The organism is Bacillus aerius, from assembly GCF_029894105.1.
Lineage (GTDB): Bacteria > Bacillota > Bacilli > Bacillales > Bacillaceae > Bacillus > Bacillus altitudinis.
In genome coordinates this window covers 3,822,227-3,838,502 of record NZ_JARYHO010000001.1, presented here as the reverse complement: position 1 = coordinate 3,838,502, position 16,276 = coordinate 3,822,227, and the positions used below count along the sequence as shown (strand labels likewise).

The following is a 16,276-nucleotide window of genomic DNA, read 5'->3' as shown; positions in this document are numbered from 1 at the left end:
TTTTTGTCAAATAAAAATTAAATTATATCAACCAACACGAGCCATTGTCAACAAAATAATTTTGACAAACTTCTACCTTTTCTCCTCCCTATTTTTCTCAAATTCCGGTGAATTATGTATTCATATGAAATTTCTTTTTGAGCATAAAAAAAACCAGACTGAAATCAGTCGGGTTATGTCGATTCATGGTCTCTTTTATATGGCATACCTACCCTTAAAACACCCCTTGTTTCAATCCCTCCGAGACCTTTTTCTCTCGTCAGCGTATTTCGGAGCACATCCCACACGTTGATTCGATCTACAAATGGAGTGAAGCTGATCTTGGCAACAATATAGACGGGGTCAAGTGCATGAATGTTGACACGTGAGGGTGAGCTTGCAAAATTAGCACCTGCTTGAATTAATGATTCAAAATGAGATTGGCAGGCACCTGCAAAGATCACGAGCTGATCTAAATGCGGAACCTTCCTTCTTGCCTTTTGAACCGTTTCAACGAAATGACGAGAATGACGATATGCACCGATATCGTGTACACCGCCCTTTTGTTTAGAATACGCATCATGTCCTGTGATGACCAAAATATCAGGCCGGTATTGATCAATTAATGAATCAATCATGCTTGGCATTTTCTTCTCGTGGCAATGCACACCATACACAGGTACACCGATTCTTTCATATACATCTAAGCATTTCTTTAAGTATGAAGCATCTCCATCTAAATGCAGAACCTTTCCGGGCATATGAAAATACTGCTCCTGATGCTGATATTGTCCAGACGTATAATACTCTTGTTTTTCACGAAGCAGCTGATAATCTTGCCTGAGTAAGTCGAGCGATTCGTTAATTTTCCGTTCATCGTCCTTCTCTCTTGTCAGCTGCTCCTCTTTTTGAATCAAGACCAAATCTGACATCTTCGCATCGGCAATCAGCCTCACTTCATTCCCATGCAAAATGGCGGTGGCTTCGTGCTGGTCTGTCTCATCAATTCGAATGATACGAAACATAATATCCATCTGATAGGATGCCCTCGTCACCATATCTCCTATTTGAAATTGCATGCTTTTCACTCCACAATCAGGCTCTTATCCTGTTGGTATCGTCTTACGCTACACTTGTTCTTCTTTCAGGTGTGTTGTTCTTTCTAGCCTATGCCTGAACAGGTGAAGTGGTGAAAACCAAAAGAAAAAAGCCCTTATGAAAGGGCTTTGTCTTCTTTTCAGCGTGATAGAAAACCTTTGTAGTCTAGGAAGAACGAGCACTGGCACGGAGCGAATTTGACATTCGTGAGCACCAGCGCGCAGGACTGACACCGAATGCGAGGGTTTGTCTACACGCGCTGAAAAGCCCTTATGAGAGGGCTTTGTGTAAAACATTGGACAAACGGGCAAATTCATCGATTGACAATGATTCACCGCGGCGTTTCCCATCAACCTCAGCTGTTACAAGGGCTTCTTCAATGATAGCTTTATGTTTCTTACCATCTGGCAGATTGTTCATCAAGTTATTCATCAATGTCTTCCGGCGCTGGCCAAAACTCGCACGAATCAGTTGAAAGAAAAACGTATCATTGTCTACTGAGACCGCAGGTGTTTCACGAACAGTTAGTTTGATCACCGCTGAATCCACATTTGGTTGTGGGACGAAAACCGTTTTCGGCACAACCATGACCGTCTTCGCTTCTGTATAAAATTGCACTGCAATCGACAAAGAGTTGTATTCTTTTGATGAAGGAGCAGCGGCCATGCGATCTGCTACTTCTTTTTGCAGCATGACAACGATTCCTTTCAATGGAAGGTTTTCTTCAAGCAATTTCATAATAATTGGTGTCGTCACATAATAAGGAAGGTTTGCTACGACCATTACTTCTTTACAGTCAGCAAATTGTTCTTCAATCACCTTTCTTACATCTGCTTTTAATACGTCTTGATGAATAATGGTGACATTATCATATGGAGAAAGCGTATCGTTTAAAATCGGCAATAGTCGCTGGTCGATTTCAAAAGCCGTGACTTTCTTTGCCCGTTTGGCGAGCTGTTCAGTCAACGCACCGATACCAGGGCCAATTTCAATCACACCGGTCTCATCCGTAATCTCTGCATGATCGACAATGCGATCTAAAATATTCGTATCAATTAAAAAGTTTTGCCCTAAGCTCTTTTTAAAAGAGAAACCGTACTTCTTCAGTATTTCCTTCGTTCTGATGGGCGTGGCAATATCTTTATTCATCGGCTTCCTCCTGCATGACGGTCTTTAAGGCCGCAATAAAATCCTCTTTCGTTATTTGGAACATGTGAAGACGCTTTTGTAGCTGCTTCGCATTTGTATATCCTATATTTAAAAGCATACCTAATCGTTCGCGACGGCGTTTTGATGCTTCGCCTCCGATAAGGCCTGCGTCAAATAAATCGTCTAACGTAATCTCGCTTTCTGATTCTTCCATTTCCTCATGGACATGTGCAAGGCATTCTCGAATACTATCCAAGGAAGCATGCTCGACACCAATTCCTTTGTCCCGCTTCGCTTTCGCAAGGTGTTTTGGTAAAAAGGCGTGCTTACAGCCAGGGACAGCCTCTGCGATGGTTTTACGGATCTTTTCCCCAGGGAAATCAGGATCAGTTAAAATGATAACCCCCCTCGTCTCCTGAGCAAGACGCACTTGTTGAATGACTGTATCGCCAATGGCAGATCCATTCGTTTCAATCGTATCTGCATCAACTGCCATCTTTACTCTAGCAGTGTCGTCACGACCCTCCACCACAATGATTTCTTTGATTTTCATGTATTCCTCCGCTTGCAAAAACAATCTACATTTTTTTGTCAAAAAATGAAACCTTCCATGCTGTTTTTGCGTCTAATTAATTAGAAAACAGTGCTTCTATTATAACCAAAAAAACAGAGGGTGCGCAAAGCCCTCTGTTCATATAAATGATTTGATGTGTTTATTTGAGCACTCTAATTTTCACTCGTTTATTCCCCCATTGATAAGCTGCCGACTTACTTGGGACGAACACATCAATTTTATTCCCTTTTATAGCAGATCCAGTGTCTGATGCAACGGCATACCCATAACCTTCCACATACACTTTAGAGCCCAGCGGAATGACACTCGGATCAACTGCTATGACCTTTGCACCTGGATTTGCTTTTAAATTAAAGCCTGTAGACGTTCTGCCCGTACATCCAGCACAGCCCGCTGTATAGGCTGTGGACGTCACATAGAACTCTTTTCCTGACGATTCATTACTTCTTGAAACCGCAGGGGACGCTTTAGGTTCTTTCTTGGACACTTGTGTACCAACGGCCACTAAACGATCCTTACTGTCTTTTGCAGTAACCTCTTTAATTAATTCTTTAGACACCACTTTGCCGTTTTCTTTCACAATGGCATAGTGCTTCTTTAATTTACCTTCTTCACCTTTTTCAAGCACCTTCTCTTTTCCTTTTTCAAGAGATCGATCCTTTTTATGTTTGGTATCAAAAGCAATTTTCTCTTCCACTACATCGGTGACTTTTTCCACCCGAGTGATCTTCACATCTGCGCTTTTTTTAGAAAGGTGACTATGTAACGCAGGTTTGATCTTATCGTGCTTCTTGAGCTTCAGCTCTTGTTGCTTTAAAAAGTCAGCGACCGTAGTCGAAGTGGTCCACACTTTCTTATCCTTTCCTCCATCGTTTAAGCTGACCTGGAAGGCCTGCTGAACCACAAGATCCATATTCTTTTTAATCTTGTCATTCTTTCCTGGAGTTACTTGATCGTGCTTCCCAATATCTATCTTCTCATTCTTCAATAATGCTCCAACCGTCTGATCTGTTGTCCATATCGTTTTCTCTTTCCCATCTAGGGTGAGATGAACCGGTATAGCCGCATCATACACAATGTTCATGTTGTCTTGAATCTTTGTATTTAGACTTGGAGAGATATGATCCTCCGCCCTGGTCCTTATTCCAAGGTCTGAAAGCAGCTGTGCTACTGTCTCTTCATGTGTACGAATTGTCTTCTCTTTGCCATTGATTGAAATGGTAATAGACTGCTTAGTGAGCTCATGCGCACCGTAAGCCGTCCCAGTTCCAGCTAAAAGCAAGCAAGCGACTAGAAATAAAACCTTGCCTTTTCCTAGCTTGACAGAAAACAGATTTTTCATTTTTTGTACGATGAAAAACGCCTCCTTCTCCTCGGAGAGATTATATAGAGTATCTCAAAACCTGTCAACCCTTCCACCCACTGGACAAAAATGCTCGATTGTAAACCTATTATGGGAGATTTTTGGAAGGAAGGGAAGAAAGACTTATCGACAACTTATCCTATGAGGAGGCGCAAACGTGTAGAACTTTTTCGTTATGTTTCACAATTGGACAAGCTTAAACAAGGATTGACATCATATACTGTCAGTTTATACGGAAAACTTTTTTCGCATTTTCTGTTGTCAATGCAGCAAGCTCTTCAAAGCTTATTTCTCGCAATTCAGCAATTTGTTCTGCGATATATTTCACATAGCTCGGCTCATTTCGTTTCCCTCTAAATGGCGCTGGAGTTAAATACGGGCAGTCTGTCTCAATCAGAAGACGACCACTTGGAATATCCTTTACAACTTCTTTCGGTTTTTTCGCATTTTTAAATGTCACAGGTCCACCGAATGAGATATAAAAGTTCATTTCCATACACGCTTTTGCAATTTCGAGGCTGCCAGTAAAGCAGTGCATAATTCCTCCGACTTCTGCCGCTCCTTCTTCTTTTAAGATCGTCACTACATCTTCCGTAGCGTCACGGTTATGAATGATAATTGGCAGATTCACTTCTTTTGCAAGAGCAATTTGACGTCTAAAGACTTCTTTTTGCACATCTTTTGGCGACTTGTCCCAATAGTAATCTAGACCCATTTCTCCAATGGCAACAACCTTTTCATGCTGAGATAATTCTTTGATCCAAGCCAAATCTTCATCTGTCATATCAATGGCATCAACAGGATGCCAGCCGATGGCTGCATACATAAAATCATATGCTTCAATTAGCTCCATCGCTCTCGTAATGGTTGGACGATCAAACCCGACCACCACAATCTTCTCTACCTTTTCACTTTTGGCTCTTTCAATCACCTGCTCTAAGTCTTCATTATATTGTTCAGCATTTAAGTGGGCATGTGTATCAAATAACATGGTTGATGGCTCCTTTCGACAATTCTTCTGAAAAACAAAAGGTGTTCGACGAAATGTTACACGTGGAACACCTTTGTTAAATTATAAAATTTTCGTTCCATTTGCTAGAGATTGATCTACTTCAAGAACCTGCAATTTACCACCAGTTTCTCCAGTTAAAATCATTCCCTGGGAAATTTCCCCTCTTAGTTTAACTGGTGTGAGATTCGCTACGCAGACGAGCTTCTTCCCTACCAATTCTTCTGGTTGATAATGCTTGGCAATCCCTGAGACAATTTGTCTCTTTTCAAATCCAAAATCAAGCTGAAGCTTTAAGAGACGATCAGCTTTTTTCACTGGTGCTGCTTCCAATACTTGTGCTACACGAAGGTCAACTTTCGAAAAATCATCGAAGGCAATTTCGGCACCCAGTTCAGGTAATTCAGTTTCTTCTATTTCAACTGACTCTTCTTCTACCTTAGGCGCACTTCCTTGCATCTTCTCTTTAATGTATGCCACTTCTTCTTCAACCTCTAAACGAGGGAACAACGGCTCACCTTTTTGTACCGTCGCTTTTTGAATCGCACCGAAAGAAAGAATGCTTTCCCAGCTTTTGAGTTTCTCTTCTTCAATTCCAAGCTGGAAGAAGATTTTTTCAGGTGTTTTTGTTAAGAATGGTGTTAACAATACAGCTGTGATTCGAAGTGATTCTGCTAAATGGTACATTACAGAATGCAGTTCTTTTCGTTTTGTTTCATCCTTCGCTAATACCCAAGGAGCTGTTTGATCAATATATTTATTCGTTCTGCTGATTAATGTCCAAACATTTGAAAGAGCCACCGAGAATTCGAGGTTTTCCATCGCTTCTTCATAGGCTTTCACCGTTTGTTCAGCTACAGCTTTTAGTTCCTCATCAAACTCATTGACTGGACCCTTATAGCTGCTTAATGTACCGTCGAAGTATTTTTGCACCATCGCCACTGTACGGTTAAGTAAGTTCCCTAAATCATTGGCAAGGTCATAGTTTACACGTTCCACGAATCCTTCTGGTGTAAACACACCGTCTGCACCAAATGGGACCTCGCGTAGCAGGTAATAACGAAGAGCATCAAGACCATAGCGATCAATTAACGTAACAGGATCTACTACGTTCCCTTTTGATTTAGACATTTTGCCATCTTTCATGAGCAGCCAGCCATGTGCAAAAATTTGTTTTGGCAGCGGCAGATCAAGTGCCATCAGCATAATTGGCCAGTAAATTGTATGGAATCGTACAATTTCTTTCCCGACTAGGTGTACGTTGGCAGGCCAATATTTTTTATATTTTTCATCTTGATCGGTTCCGTAGCCAATCGCTGTTAAGTAGTTGAATAACGCATCAATCCATACATAGATGACGTGCTTCGGATTATTAGGTACTTTAATGCCCCAATCAAAGGTTGTTCTTGATACAGCTAAATCCTCTAACCCTGGTTTAATGAAGTTATTAATCATTTCATTCTTTCTTGATTCAGGCTGAATGAACGACGGGTTCTTTTCGTAATAGTCTAGTAAGCGATCTGCATACTTACTCATACGGAAGAAATATGATTCCTCTTTAATCAATTCAACAGGGTGTCCACTGTCTGGGCTTTTCCCTCCAATGACTTCCCCTTTCTCATTTCGCTCAACATCAACAAGCTGTGTTTCCGTATAGAATGTTTCATCAGGAATACTGTACCAGCCCTCATATTGATCTAAATAAATATCTCCTTGATCAAGCAACTTTTGGAAGACTTGCTCAATGATTTTCGTATGTCTTTTTTCCGTTGTACGAATGAAATCATCGTTTGAAATGTCAAGTTTCTTCCATAATGATTTAATGTCAGCAACGACCGGATCTAAATACTCAATCGGTGTAATATTTTGTTCTTCAGCTTTTTGCTGAATTTTTTGTCCGTGCTCATCTGTACCCGTTAAATACATCACATCATAGCCTTGCAGACGTTTATATCGAGCCATGGCATCCCCTGCCACTGTCGTATAAGCATGTCCAATATGTAATTTTCCGCTCGGATAGTAAATTGGTGTAGTCAGATAAAACGTTTTTTTCTTTTCCGGCATGTCGGAACCTCCTGCTTGTGTGTAAATGTCAAAAAACTCCCGCCCAATGGACGAGAGCGGTTATGAAATCATTAAAATGTGCATTATTCAATTATTTGTTGCGCTTGTGCTTCCTCTATGATACCATCTTAGCCTTTAAGATCAAGCATATATACATAGAACAAGATGAAAAGATTGAAAAAGAGGAGTTTTTCGAAAAAAACGACAAACCTGTCGACATTTTGTCGAATATTGTCGTATGAAATCTATTTCCAGATTTACAATTGGCTAAATTAGGGCAAAAGTCTTGTTAATCTGTTATCGTCATTTTTCATATTTTTATAGATAAATTCTGAAAAATCCTTATACACCGGTAGTTTCAAGGTCCTTTGACTTTAAGAGTCATATTTTACAAACAATAGTAAACAAAATGATTGACGATTTATGGAAACCTTGTTATGCTAGGAATGTAAGGAATTTGTCGAATAATGACGAAGATAATATTATATTAAGAATAAGAACTTTTTGGGAGGAGAATGAAGATGAAATCTACAGGTATTGTACGTAAAGTTGACGAATTAGGACGCGTGGTGATTCCAATCGAGCTTCGCCGTACGTTAGGAATCGCAGAAAAAGACGCTTTGGAAATTTATGTTGATGATGAAAAAATTATCCTAAAAAAATATAAACCAAACATGACTTGCCAAGTAACAGGTGAAGTATCAGACGATAACCTTAAACTTGCTAATGGTAAATTAGTTCTTAGCCGTGAAGGTGCAGAGCAAATCATTAACGAAATCCAAAACCAACTTCAATCACAAAAATAAGTTTTATATAAAAAGGTTCTTGCACCGTTTGCAAGAACCTTTCTTTATTGTTCAATATGATACGCATCATAGATCGTTCGCTTTGGCACACCACGTTCAACCGCAGTACGTTTAATAGCCTCTTTTGACGTTAACCCTTCCTCTATGTAATGGATCACGTGCTCTTTTTCAGATAAAGAGTTCCACCAAGCTTCTTCATTCAGTTCTTCTTCATCCTGATCATTTCCTTGTACGACGAGACAGAACTCACCACGGATTTGTTGTTCTGTCACCCAAGCCAGCGCGTATTCTAAATCTCCACGAATAAACTCTTCAAATTTCTTTGTCAGTTCTCTCGTAATGGCAATATTCCGGTTCCCCCACACTTCTTTCATCACAGTGAGCGTTTCCTTTAACCGATGGGGCGCTTCATAGAAAACAATTGTTTCTTGGCGTTTCTTCAATGCTTCCAGCTGTTTTTTCTTTTCCTTTTTTTGACGATCAAGAAAACCGTAAAAGAAAAATGGCTGAGGTGCGATTCCTGACGCAATGAGCGCCGTAAGTGCTGCATTTGCACCAGGTAACGGAATGACATAGCCTCCGATGTTCGTAAAGTCGCGAACCACTTCGGCTCCTGGATCAGAGATCGTCGGTAAACCGGCATCGCTCACGAGTGCAATGTTCTTTCCTTCTTTTAACCATTCGATTAACTTATGACCACTGCTATCTTTGTTATGTTCATGATAACTCGTTAATGGGGTATCAATTTCATAGACATGACAAAGCTTTTTCGTTTGTCTCGTATCTTCTGCGGCAATATAGTCTACATCTTTTAACGTTTGTATCGCGCGAAACGTCATATCTTCTAAGTTTCCAATCGGGGTTGGTACGAGATAAAGAATACCCATTTCTGATTGACCATCAAAGCTTTTCTGTGTCTTTTTCATGTGCCGCCTCCTTTTTGATTCGCTTTTCTTCTATATACATGTCCTTTTTTCGACGTGTCCACGTTTTGAAACGATATTCCTGTTGCATGGCTTCTCTTTTTGTTAAAAAGCATTCGTGGTAATAGAGTTCCACCGGCCGTCTAGCTCTCGTATACTTTGCACCCTTCCCACTATTATGGGCAGTCAGCCTTTTTTGTAAGTCATTTGTATACCCAGCGTACAAACTGCCATCTGCACATTTCAATACATAGAAATAATGACTATGCTTCTCCATACAGTATCGTCCTGATTTCTTTTGTATACTCTTGGTCTTCTCCATAAACAAAAAGCGGCGGGAGGATTTTCAAATCCGGCTTTCCATCTTTCATCCCTTCCACTAAAATGGTATTCGCTTCTTTTCCCTGTTTCGGATATACAAATTGAATTCGTTTTGGCTCAATTCGGTATTTCTTCATCATTTCAACAATCTCAAGCAGCCGTCCAGGGCGGTGAACCATTGCCAGTTTGCCTCCTTGCTTTAACAAAGTGGAAGAAACACGAATGACATCTTCTAATGTACAATGAATCTCATGACGTGCGATCGCCAAATACTCATTTTCATTGATTTCATCCTTAGAAGGAGTCTTAAAATATGGCGGATTACAAGTAATCACGTCTACTTTGTGGTTCCCGTACCGTTTAGGCATATCATTTAAATCACCATGGATCAACTCAATCTGCTGCTCCAGTTGATTATGCGCCACACTTCTCTTTGCCATATCAAACAGGCGTTCTTGAATTTCAACCCCTGTAATAGAGGCTTTAGATCTCGTCGAAAGCAGCAATGGAACAATGCCATTTCCCGTACAAAGATCAATAATCTCCCCTTTTTGAATCGGCACATACGCAAATTTTGCTAATAACACTGCATCCAATGAAAAGGCGAACACCGTTTTACTTTGAATAATTTTCATATCTTCTGCAAGCAAGTAGTCTAAACGTTCATCTTCTCTTAACGAAACCATGATGTATCCTTTCTTTTCCTGTGAAAAAGGCTCCCGATTCAGCGGAAGCCTTTTCTCATTTTTTATTTAAAAATGACAGACAGAACAAACAGTCTCCCTCTTTCCGAATGCTCCCATAATGTACATTACAAATATGGAAGCCCTCCTGATATAAACGAGCGAGGTTATCATGACCTTCTCCTATATCAGAATGACTTGGCTTCTGGGCAGAATCATGCTCTGCCTCAGACGATTTATCTCGATCGGATTGATCCAGACGTTCACGCAAGTGCTGATTCTCCATCTGCAGCTGATGATTTTCTTCAATCACTTCACCGATATGATTTTTCAAATCACCTAGCTGGCGATAAAGAGAACCGATTTGTTCTTCTAAATTAATCACCGTATCAAATAGTTCCTTTTTATCCAAGGTGGCACACCTCGTTACTCAGTTGTTTGTGCAGATACAACGCCTTCTTGTATTAATTCTTCCCAAGTATATTCTATCACTTTTTCTTGCCCGGTTAATTCAACTTGCAAAATTCGTTCTAAAATATTAAGCCCTACTACCTTTGCAGAGCCATTAGACGTCTGAATCGTTTCACCGATGTCCGGTAATTGTTCTTTTGCTGTTTCGTACTCATCATTCTCATATTTCAAGCAGCACATCAAACGGCCGCAAAGCCCTGAAATTTTAGTAGGGTTTAACGAGAGGTTTTGATCTTTTGCCATTTTTATGGACACAGGTTCAAAATCTCCTAAGAAAGTTGAACAGCAAAGCATACGGCCACACGGACCAATGCCGCCTAGCATTTTTGCCTCGTCTCTAACACCGATTTGACGAAGTTCAATTCTCGTCTTAAAGATAGATGCAAGATCCTTGACCAGCTCACGGAAATCTACTCTGCCATCCGCTGTAAAATAGAAGATGACCTTGTTGCGGTCGAATGTAAATTCGACATCGACCAGCTTCATTTCCAGGCCGTGTTCACTTACTTTCTGAAGACATGTGTCAAAGGCTGCCATCGCTGCTTCTTTGTTCTCCTCAACGATGAGCCGGTCTCGTTCGTCTGCGACGCGAATCACCTTACGCAAAGGGAGAACCACATCGTGTTCATCTACTTTTTTATTGGCGATGACCACTTGCCCGTACTCAACACCTCTAACCGTTTCTACAATGACACAACTATCATTTTCTATATGAAATCCATTAGGATCGAAATAATAGATTTTGCCCGCTTTTTTAAAGCGAACACCAATTACGTTGTACAAGCTTATCCCTCCTGCAACATCAACACCAATTGCTCCATTAGCCCTTGGGCATTCACGTTGGATTGAAGTCTCTTTTTCGCTTCTAATACAGCAAGGATCTGATTCGTCACCATTTGCTGTGTGGAATGCAGCGCGTGCTGCTTCATTGTCTGGAATAAGTCTTGATAAATGACTTTATCTTCATTTCCTATTTGAATCGACAATACATCACGATATATAAATAAAAGCATATCAAGACCAGTTTCTTGAAGGTCTTTCTCTTTGAAAAAAGGCATCCATTGATCTTGTATATAAAAAAATGCATGTTCTTTTCGCTGGTGTAAGACTTCATACAATTTTATCACTTTCGCTCTAGACTCTGCAAACTGATCATTTCGACTTAATTCGAGTGCTTCTGCTAAATTATTGGTTAAATTCGACAAAAGCCTTGCGAGATCCTGAGACACGCCTTCTTGTAAAAGCTGCTGCTCCAAAGATTGCGGCTGCAGCGGCTGAAAGCTAAGCATCTGACATCTTGAAATAATCGTATCCAGCATTTTATGCGATTGTTCAGTGATTAAAATTGCCATCGTTTCCCGGTTGGGCTCCTCTAGGAACTTTAATAAACTGTTCGCAGCATTGACCGTCATTTTGTCCGCATGGAGAATGATATACATTTTCCGATGCGATTCTACGCCTGCTTTTGTAAATTCCTCCTGCAAAGCCTGCACTTGCGCCTTCTTAATTGATTGACCGTCAGGCTGCACTAGATGTAAATCTGGATGGTTGCCAGACTGAATTCTTTTGCAGTTTTGACAGGACTCGCATGGTTTCACTCCTGCTTCCAAACAAAAAAAGCTCTTCGCTAAAAGCATCGCAGCATCTAGCTTTCCTGTCCCTTTTTCTCCTTCAAATAAGTAAGCATGAGCCAGTCGGTCTTTATCAATACTATTAAAAATCAGCCGCATGACGCGCGGCTGTAGATCATTCATGTCATCCCAGCTAATTGCCATGTTATCACTCTCTATGTGTAAAGGTTAATCAATAAACCTTTTATTTCTCCAATACGTTCAAGCAAATCAATCGAGGGTTTCTCTTGATTCATCATATCCTCTGTTAACTCAATCAGTTTTTCATCTAATGCTTTGACTAAAGCGAGTGTTCGCGTGTTGCCATAAATGTCAAAGCTCCTTGATGTCTCTATATTTAATCCATTATCGACTGTTTCTTTTACAAAGCGTTTCACAAGTCCTTTAAACCTAGCCAAATCTTTAAGGTTTCGTGACTTTGTCAGTTTCTTGCCGAAGACTTCGATATCGCTCAGCATGACTGTCAGCTGCTCTAAACGCATTTTACCACTTTGTGTCTCCATCGATGATTTAAACGATGCTGAAGTTTGGCTTCCTTTCATCGCTTGAAGTTCACGCTTTTCTAAAAGCAGCCGCATATCTTGATTAATTTTCACAGCAACCCATCCTTAAAATTGATGAAATTGTTCAACTGGCAGAATAAAGACGGTAGCTCCACCAACTTCAACCTCAACAGGGTATGGTACATATGAATCTGCATTTCCACCCATTGGTGATACAGGCGCGATCATTTGATCACGTTTACGGCAATTTTCCTTGATTAGCTGTAACGCTTTATCCACTCGGACATCATCACAACCAATGATAAAAGTCGTATTCCCAGACTTTAGAAATCCACCAGTCGAAGCTAATTTTGTCACGCCGAATTGATGTTCGGTCAATATTTTCAATAACTTGCTGCTATCTTGATCCTGTACAACGGCAACAATTAATTTCATTTGATTGGCCTCCTTCATTTTAGGCACAGGTGACATGCCGATGTCTTCCTCTATATTATAACAACGATTGGGAATGAGGTCATATTTGATTTTTCTTTAATGTGTCCTGAATCAGCTTAAACACTTCATTAAAGACATCCTGAACAGGCTGAGACGCATCTACTACACGGAATCGTTCTGGTGATTGCGCAATCAGAAGCTCATATCCTTCTCTGACCATTTGATGAAAATTCAGTGTTTCCATATCTAATCGATTTTTTTCTCTTCCTTGATTGGCATCAATTCGCTTTAGACCTTCCTCTGGTGTAATGGAAAAGTAAATGGTCATTTGCGGCATCGTGCCATCAATGGCAAAATCATTAATGGATTTGACTTCTTCAATCCCAAGCCCTCTCGCATAGCCCTGATAAGCAAGGGAGCTGTCAACAAAACGATCACATAAAACAGTTTCCCCCCGCTTCAATGCCGGTTCTACTTTTTCAGCCAAATGCTGCCTTCTAGCTGCTGCATAAAGCAATGCCTCTGTTTTTGCGTCCATTTTTGTATTTTTTTCATTTAAAATGACTTCACGAATTTGCTCTGCAATGTCGATGCCTCCAGGCTCACGTGTCGCCATCACTGCATATCCTTGACGTTCCATTTCTTCGTACACTTTTCGAATCACTGTCGTTTTTCCAGCACCCTCCGGTCCTTCAAACGTAATAAACATACCGCTCATAGTGTCTCCTCTTCTATATAAACATATAATTTTCTCTGGTGAATCACCTGACTTGCTTGCACATGAACTTGATGCCCAAGCAAACGGCTTAACGTCGCAATTTGATCTGATTCAATCGGTTCTCCTTTAATCATCAAAGGAATGCCAGGCGGATAGGGAATGACCGATTCTGCACTAATCCGGCCAGCTGCTTTTTCGAATGGAACAGCTTCTACATCTCGCTTTTGCTGATCGTCCTCTAAGAAGAGCGATCCCGTTTGAGGCTCTTTTTTTACAAGCAATGAATCACTTTGCTGAAGAGCCTGCTCTATAGCTGTAAAAGAAATGTCCTTTGTCTGCCTTAGACCAAAAACGAGTAAGACTTGATGTTCATCCGCAAGTTCTGGGTGAACATCCACCGACTCAAGCACCTTTTTGAGTTCATAGCCTGTCAGCCCTTTTGTTGAACGAATGACACATTTTAATGGATCCATAGGTAAAGAGTCAGACTCAACCACTTCGAGATTGGAGATCATATTGAACTGTGCTTTCAGCTTTGCCAAGTCTCTCATGATTTCGTCCATTAACCCTTTTCCCTTCAACTCCTCCACATAAGCTCTCGCCACATCTAACGAAGCCATAATTGGATAGGAAGGTGAACTACTTTGAAGCATCGTTAATAACGTCTTTATCCGCTTCACATCAATTCGGTCTCCTTGAAGATGGAGATAAGACCCCATCGTCATTGCCGGAAGGGTTTTATGTGCTGATTGTACCACCACGTCTGCTCCATAGGAAAGGGCAGAAGGAGGAAAGGCACCGCCTAATACAAAATGAGCACCATGTGCCTCATCAACTAATACAATGATGCCAGCTTCATGACACATTTGAATGAGCCCTGATAAATCAGCTGCATGTCCGTAGTAGTTCGGATATGTCAAAACGATTGCCCGGCAGTTAGGATGTGTCGCCATAGCTTGTTTGACTGTTTCCTCCGTCACATGAGTTGGGACGTGCAAGTGCGGATCACTCTCGGTTTCTAGCATAATAGGCGTCGCTCCCGCAAGCTCAATCGCATGGAACACAGACTTATGACAATTTCGCTGAACGAAAATGCCCTCCCCAGTCTGACACGCAGACATCACCATCGCCAAATTGCCAACGGTTGTGCCATTCACAAGGAAAAAACTTTGTTTAGCTCCATATAGCTTTGCCAATAAATCCTCTGCCTCTTGAATCACCCCAGTCGGATGGTGAAGATCATCTAGACCTTCAAGTTCTGTCACATCCAGCTGAAGAATGGATTCATAATAGGACCGTGCCTCATCAAAAAAGACATCTCCATTGTGATGTCCCGGAACGTGAAAAGAATAGGGCTTCTTTTCCGCATGTTGTGATAATGCTGTATATAAAGGTGTTTTCAAACAAATCGACCCTTTTCACTTAAACGATATCTTATATCTATTATAACGTTCAAACAAGTGAACTGAAAGATGGATTCTCATTCCTTTATTGGTTTATGATTCACCAGCTTCTGCTCTGCCTCATGCATGCTACTTTTTAATTGAGCTCGTTCTTGGCTCCCATGTTCTTTTACCTGCAACGTTTCCTGCAATGTTTCGGCCAATTGGCGCTGAACCTTTTTCAACGTATCTATAGGCGTTAAGGATGCATCTTCAAGCAGCTGTCCTTGCTGCTTCGATACCTGTTCATATGTTTGCTGGATACGCTGCTCAAGCGCTGAATTGGCTCGTTGCTGAATATGATTGAACGCAATCGACATTTGGTTGATCCATAAAGGAATTGATGCGGAAACAGTTGATTGAATATGATTGGCTAATGTATGGTTTGTATGCTGAATCATTCGAATTTGGGCATTACATTGCAGTGCGATTTGACGGCTCAACAACAAATCATACTTCCGTTCTTTTAATCTCTCCATATATTCTTCTTCATCGACTTCCCGACTCATCAATTGTTCCTCTAATGTCCGATCATGTGACTGTGATTCTGTTAGGGCATGTTGCTCTAACAGCGTCAATTTTGCTTCAACTGCTGCAACCTGTAACGTCATCTCTTGAAAGTATGATTGATTTTCCTCAAATAAACGCTCTAATAACTTATGATCCGAAATTAACACACCTCTTGCGTAACGAAGCCTTGCTGACAATCTCTCTATCTGTGCTTCTGCTTGTTTAAAACGAGATATGATCTCCTGAGTAGAACGCTTTTCTCGCTGAAACAACCTTAAAAAAAAGCCTCGCTTCTTTGGCAATAAATCCTCTGGCTCCACTAAATGCAGTTGCTGCAAAAAAGCTTCTAGAACGTCTCCGATTTGATCAATATCTTTTTTCTCCACATATTGCATCATTTGTTTTGATTGTTCTAACAATCGTTCCTGCACACGTGTGCCATAGAAAAGCAGTTTTTGTGGATGGTCAGGGATCTTCTCAGCTCGCTGTAGCGCCTCCTGCTTTTCCTCATCAGATAAGGTATCAAACACCCGAAACGGAAGATCTGTAGTAGATGGGGCTGGTGGTATGACTGGATCTTCTAGTTTCATCGAGTTT

General features: G+C 40.9%; 18 protein-coding genes. 1 reads left to right on the top strand and 17 read right to left on the bottom strand.

From position 1 onward, the window contains the following. Positions 1-173 precede the first annotated feature (173 nt). From yabG to metG, 6 genes are all read right to left on the bottom strand, one after another. Positions 174-1,058, bottom strand: a complete 885-nt coding sequence (yabG, locus tag M2353_RS19870) for a sporulation peptidase YabG (protein WP_007496216.1) — start codon at positions 1,056-1,058, stop codon at positions 174-176. Between the two features lie 289 nt (positions 1,059-1,347). Next, positions 1,348-2,226, bottom strand: a complete 879-nt coding sequence (gene rsmA / locus M2353_RS19865) for a 16S rRNA (adenine(1518)-N(6)/adenine(1519)-N(6))-dimethyltransferase RsmA (RefSeq protein ID WP_024719357.1) — start codon at positions 2,224-2,226, stop codon at positions 1,348-1,350. Next, complete coding sequence (gene rnmV, locus M2353_RS19860; protein ID WP_024719356.1) at positions 2,219-2,779, bottom strand: ribonuclease M5; 561 nt, start codon at positions 2,777-2,779, stop codon at positions 2,219-2,221. Before rnmV ends, rsmA begins: the two co-directional genes overlap by 8 nt. A gap of 160 nt (positions 2,780-2,939) precedes the next feature. Then, entirely contained in the window at positions 2,940-4,142 is a 1,203-nt protein-coding gene (locus M2353_RS19855; RefSeq protein ID WP_007496219.1) for a G5 and 3D domain-containing protein, read from the bottom strand. A 244-nt stretch (positions 4,143-4,386) separates the two neighbouring features. Continuing rightward, the gene (locus M2353_RS19850) at positions 4,387-5,154 is read right to left on the bottom strand and encodes a TatD family hydrolase (protein ID WP_284725963.1); all 768 of its coding nucleotides are present in this window, start codon (positions 5,152-5,154) and stop codon (positions 4,387-4,389) included. Between the two features lie 81 nt (positions 5,155-5,235). Continuing rightward, entirely contained in the window at positions 5,236-7,236 is a 2,001-nt protein-coding gene (gene metG, locus M2353_RS19845) for a methionine--tRNA ligase (RefSeq protein ID WP_041506541.1), read from the bottom strand. 515 nt (positions 7,237-7,751) lie between these two features. Between metG and M2353_RS19840 the strand changes: the two genes are divergently transcribed. Then, the gene (locus M2353_RS19840; RefSeq protein WP_087975202.1) at positions 7,752-8,042 is read left to right on the top strand and encodes a transition state genes transcriptional regulator AbrB; all 291 of its coding nucleotides are present in this window, start codon (positions 7,752-7,754) and stop codon (positions 8,040-8,042) included. Positions 8,043-8,086: 44 nt separating this feature from the next. On the opposite strand, the gene rsmI is transcribed toward M2353_RS19840, so the two are convergent. The 11 genes from rsmI to M2353_RS19785 form a co-directional block, all read right to left on the bottom strand. Further along, entirely contained in the window at positions 8,087-8,968 is an 882-nt protein-coding gene (gene rsmI, locus M2353_RS19835) for a 16S rRNA (cytidine(1402)-2'-O)-methyltransferase (protein ID WP_284725962.1), read from the bottom strand. Beyond that, positions 8,943-9,242 (bottom strand): GIY-YIG nuclease family protein, encoded by a 300-nt coding sequence (locus M2353_RS19830; protein ID WP_019744059.1) that lies wholly within the window; start codon positions 9,240-9,242, stop codon positions 8,943-8,945. Before M2353_RS19830 ends, rsmI begins: the two co-directional genes overlap by 26 nt. Further along, on the bottom strand, positions 9,229-9,972 hold the full coding sequence (locus M2353_RS19825) for a tRNA1(Val) (adenine(37)-N6)-methyltransferase (protein ID WP_017359328.1): 744 nt from the start codon (positions 9,970-9,972) through the stop codon (positions 9,229-9,231). The genes M2353_RS19830 and M2353_RS19825 overlap by 14 nt, the downstream gene beginning before the upstream one ends. Positions 9,973-10,027: 55 nt before the next feature. Continuing rightward, positions 10,028-10,381 carry a DNA replication initiation control protein YabA gene (gene yabA, locus M2353_RS19820; RefSeq protein WP_007496228.1) on the bottom strand — a complete coding sequence of 118 codons (354 nt, stop codon included), beginning with the start codon at positions 10,379-10,381 and terminating at the stop codon, positions 10,028-10,030. Positions 10,382-10,395: 14 nt separating this feature from the next. Further along, positions 10,396-11,223 (bottom strand): competence/sporulation regulator complex protein RicT, encoded by an 828-nt coding sequence (gene ricT, locus M2353_RS19815; RefSeq protein ID WP_024719352.1) that lies wholly within the window; start codon positions 11,221-11,223, stop codon positions 10,396-10,398. A gap of 2 nt (positions 11,224-11,225) precedes the next feature. Next, positions 11,226-12,215: a DNA polymerase III subunit delta' gene (gene holB, locus M2353_RS19810; RefSeq protein WP_284725961.1), complete on the bottom strand. Its 990-nt coding sequence runs from the start codon at positions 12,213-12,215 to the stop codon at positions 11,226-11,228. An 11-nt stretch (positions 12,216-12,226) separates the two neighbouring features. Next, complete coding sequence (locus tag M2353_RS19805) at positions 12,227-12,667, bottom strand: YaaR family protein (RefSeq protein WP_008341898.1); 441 nt, start codon at positions 12,665-12,667, stop codon at positions 12,227-12,229. A gap of 12 nt (positions 12,668-12,679) precedes the next feature. Beyond that, complete coding sequence (locus tag M2353_RS19800; RefSeq protein WP_012008640.1) at positions 12,680-13,009, bottom strand: cyclic-di-AMP receptor; 330 nt, start codon at positions 13,007-13,009, stop codon at positions 12,680-12,682. A gap of 79 nt (positions 13,010-13,088) precedes the next feature. Then, entirely contained in the window at positions 13,089-13,727 is a 639-nt protein-coding gene (gene tmk / locus M2353_RS19795) for a dTMP kinase (RefSeq protein ID WP_284725960.1), read from the bottom strand. Beyond that, positions 13,724-15,130 (bottom strand): aminotransferase class I/II-fold pyridoxal phosphate-dependent enzyme, encoded by a 1,407-nt coding sequence (locus M2353_RS19790; RefSeq protein WP_284725959.1) that lies wholly within the window; start codon positions 15,128-15,130, stop codon positions 13,724-13,726. Before M2353_RS19790 ends, tmk begins: the two co-directional genes overlap by 4 nt. Before the next feature lie 77 nt (positions 15,131-15,207). Beyond that, entirely contained in the window at positions 15,208-16,269 is a 1,062-nt protein-coding gene (locus M2353_RS19785) for a toxic anion resistance protein (protein ID WP_284725958.1), read from the bottom strand. Positions 16,270-16,276 lie beyond the last annotated feature (7 nt).

What these genes read in the sequence shown, in the direction of transcription:
- tmk (WP_284725960.1), bottom strand. Translation starts at nt 13,727, where the DNA reads ATGAGCGGTATGTTTATTACGTTTGAAGGACCGGAGGGTGCTGGAAAA.
- yabG (WP_007496216.1), bottom strand. Translation starts at nt 1,058, where the DNA reads ATGCAATTTCAAATAGGAGATATGGTGACGAGGGCATCCTATCAGATG.
- M2353_RS19785 (WP_284725958.1), bottom strand. Translation starts at nt 16,269, where the DNA reads ATGAAACTAGAAGATCCAGTCATACCACCAGCCCCATCTACTACAGAT.
- M2353_RS19800 (WP_012008640.1), bottom strand. Translation starts at nt 13,009, where the DNA reads ATGAAATTAATTGTTGCCGTTGTACAGGATCAAGATAGCAGCAAGTTA.
- rsmI (WP_284725962.1), bottom strand. Translation starts at nt 8,968, where the DNA reads ATGAAAAAGACACAGAAAAGCTTTGATGGTCAATCAGAAATGGGTATT.
- M2353_RS19855 (WP_007496219.1), bottom strand. Translation starts at nt 4,142, where the DNA reads ATGAAAAATCTGTTTTCTGTCAAGCTAGGAAAAGGCAAGGTTTTATTT.
- M2353_RS19850 (WP_284725963.1), bottom strand. Translation starts at nt 5,154, where the DNA reads ATGTTATTTGATACACATGCCCACTTAAATGCTGAACAATATAATGAA.
- M2353_RS19840 (WP_087975202.1), top strand. Translation starts at nt 7,752, where the DNA reads ATGAAGATGAAATCTACAGGTATTGTACGTAAAGTTGACGAATTAGGA.
- rsmA (WP_024719357.1), bottom strand. Translation starts at nt 2,226, where the DNA reads ATGAATAAAGATATTGCCACGCCCATCAGAACGAAGGAAATACTGAAG.
- metG (WP_041506541.1), bottom strand. Translation starts at nt 7,236, where the DNA reads ATGCCGGAAAAGAAAAAAACGTTTTATCTGACTACACCAATTTACTAT.
- rnmV (WP_024719356.1), bottom strand. Translation starts at nt 2,779, where the DNA reads ATGAAAATCAAAGAAATCATTGTGGTGGAGGGTCGTGACGACACTGCT.
- M2353_RS19825 (WP_017359328.1), bottom strand. Translation starts at nt 9,972, where the DNA reads ATGGTTTCGTTAAGAGAAGATGAACGTTTAGACTACTTGCTTGCAGAA.
- M2353_RS19830 (WP_019744059.1), bottom strand. Translation starts at nt 9,242, where the DNA reads ATGGAGAAGCATAGTCATTATTTCTATGTATTGAAATGTGCAGATGGC.
- holB (WP_284725961.1), bottom strand. Translation starts at nt 12,215, where the DNA reads ATGGCAATTAGCTGGGATGACATGAATGATCTACAGCCGCGCGTCATG.